The organism is Deinococcus sp. (genome assembly GCF_030523985.1).
GTDB lineage: Bacteria > Deinococcota > Deinococci > Deinococcales > Deinococcaceae > Deinococcus.
This window is the reverse complement of record NZ_JAUNHK010000081.1, coordinates 1,424-4,002: the sequence shown is the minus strand read 5'-3', so window position 1 is coordinate 4,002 and position 2,579 is coordinate 1,424. Positions and strand designations below refer to the sequence as shown.

Annotated in this window: 2 protein-coding genes; one reads left to right on the top strand and one right to left on the bottom strand. The window is 64.6% G+C overall.

Features of this window, described 5'->3' with window-relative positions; all coding sequences use genetic code 11:
- Positions 1-3: 3 nt before the first annotated feature.
- Positions 4-798 (bottom strand): chlorite dismutase family protein, encoded by a 795-nt coding sequence (locus tag Q4C89_RS11225; protein ID WP_303102709.1) that lies wholly within the window; start codon positions 796-798, stop codon positions 4-6.
- A 260-nt stretch (positions 799-1,058) separates the two neighbouring features.
- Between Q4C89_RS11225 and malQ the strand changes: the two genes are divergently transcribed.
- A partial coding sequence (gene malQ, locus Q4C89_RS11220; protein ID WP_303102700.1) for a 4-alpha-glucanotransferase occupies positions 1,059-2,579 on the top strand: 1,521 nt, incomplete at its 3' end.

Sequence of the window (2,579 nt, the reverse complement as noted above, 5' to 3'; positions counted from 1 at the left end):
GCTTCAGCCCAAGTCGTTCAGGATGCCCGGCAAGTCCTTTTTCACGCAGGTGTACATGGGCGTGTCCTGCAAGGTGTAGTTGCTGGCTTCGGTGTAGCGCAGGCGGTGAACGAGGTCCACGAATTCCTGCGGGTAGTCCGAATCGAAGGCGACCACGAATTCCTGGTCGTCAATACCGTAGGAATAGCTGGTGTTGATACGAATACCCTTGAACGGCTCGGAGGCGTAGATGTGTTCGTCCATCATGCCCTGACGGGCCAGCGGGGTCAGGTCGTACCACGCGCGGGTCTTGATGAAGGGGTAGATGAACAGGTATTGCCCCTGCCCCGGCAGGATTTCCAGGCCGTGCCCGCTGCCCTGAATACGGTTGACGTACTGGCTGCGCTTTTGCATCGCCAGGTAGGTGGCGGACTGGGTCAGGTAGCCCATCAGCCGGGTGCGGTTGAGGCGGGCCTGGGCCTCCTGAAAGTCACGCACGTCGAAGGCGATGCGCCAGAGCATGAAGTCCACGTCGTCGCGGATACCGACCAGCGAGTAGGTGCGCTGAATCAGCCCCTTGACGGCTTCGGCGTCGTCCACCCAGCCTTCCACGGCGGCCTGAAACTCGGCCTTCATTTCCTCGCGCTCGGCGGCAGGCAGGCGGCGGAAAGCGGGGTCGAGCTTGTAGAAGGCGTAGCTCAGAAACTGGCGTTTGGCGCGGTCGGGTTCGCGCTGCGTGACCTGTCCGCTCGGGTCGAGGTCCACCATGCGGCTGGGACGGCCTTTGGGCGCGGCGACTCCGGGACCGGAGGGCTGCATGGGCGGTTTGGTGGGCTGGCCCTCTGGGGCGGGGGCAGCGGGCTGATTTTCGGCAGTCATGGCCCCTACTGTTTCACTGCGCCCGGTGGACATTTTGCCCCGTCTGAACGGTAAGACAGTGGCGGCAGGGTGCGGCGCAACTTGGGGAGGAGCAGGGGGCGGAATGTGCAGGCATCGGCTACACTCGAAAGGATAGAAGGACGTGGAATCACTTCCAAAGCGGTTCCCTAGATTTCCGAAGTGACCACAGGAGGCGAATCATGACCCCGACCACCCCCACCCTTACGCGCTCCAGCGGCGTGCTGCTGCACCCCACCAGCCTGCCCGGTGCTTACGGCATCGGTGAACTCGGCGCGAGTGCGCGGCATTTCGTGGACTGGCTGGCCCAGGCCGGACAGCGCTACTGGCAGGTGATGCCGCTCGGCCCCACCGGGTACGGCGACAGCCCCTATCAGGCGTTTTCGGCCTTTGCGGGCAACCCTTACCTGATTGACCTCGCCACCCTCAAGGCCGAGGGCCTGCTCAGCGACGCCGATTTCGAGGCCACGCCGCCTTTCAACCCGCACCGGGTGGACTTCGGCGTGCAGTTCGTGTGGCGCAACCAGATGCTCGACCGCGCCTACGCCCATTTCGCTTTTGCCGCCGATACGCACCCCGAACTGACCCGCGAATTTGCCGAATTCAAGGCGACGGAAGCCCACTGGCTCGACGACTACGCCCTGTTCATGGCCCTCAAGACCGCGCACGGTGGCCTGCCCTGGAACGCCTGGGAACCCGCGCTGCGTGACCGTGACCCCCAGGCCCTCGCCGCTGCTGGCGAACGCCTGGAAGGAGCCGTCAACCGCGTCAAGTTCGTGCAATTCCTGTTTTTCCGGCAGTGGCGTGCCCTGCGCGACTACGCCGCCGAACGGGGGATTCAGATTATCGGGGACATTCCGATTTTCGTGGCGATGGATTCCAGCGACGCCTGGGCCGAGCGCGACCAGTTCTACTTCGACGACCAGGGCCAGCCCACGGTGGTGGCGGGCGTGCCGCCGGACTACTTCTCGGAAACCGGACAACTCTGGGGCAACCCCCTGTACAACTGGCCCAAGATGAAGGAAGACGGCTTCGCGTGGTGGATCAAGCGCTTCCAGGGCAGCCTGAAGCTGTACGACCTGATTCGCGTCGACCACTTCCGGGGCTTCGCCGGGTACTGGGAAATTCCCTACCCCGCCGAAACCGCCATGAACGGGCGCTGGGTTCCGGCGCTGGGCTACGAGATGTTCGGTGCGGTGCGCGAAGCGCTGGGTAGCTTGCCCATCATTGCCGAAGACCTGGGCGTGATTACCCCCGACGTGGAAAAACTGCGCGACGACTACGGTTTTCCCGGCATGGCGGTGCTGCAATTCGCCTTCGGGGGCGGCGACTTTGCCGTGAACGACTTTTTGCCGAGCAACATCAAGGAAAACCGCGTGGTCTACACCGGCACCCACGACAACGACACCACGCGGGGCTGGTGGGTTCACGCCGACGAGAGCGAGCGCCACAACTTCCGCACCTACACCAGCAGCAACCCCAGCGAGGACACCTTCGCCTGGCAACTGACCGAGGTGGCTTTCGGCACCCGCGCCGTGCTGGCCGTCGTGCCGCTGCAAGACCTGCTCAACCTGGGCAGCGACGACCGCATGAACCTGCCCGGCACCACGGGCGACCACAACTGGACGTGGCGTTATGACCCGGCAGCGCTGCACCCCAGCCTGGCCGAGCGCCTGCGCGACCTGACCGAGCGCACGGGCCGC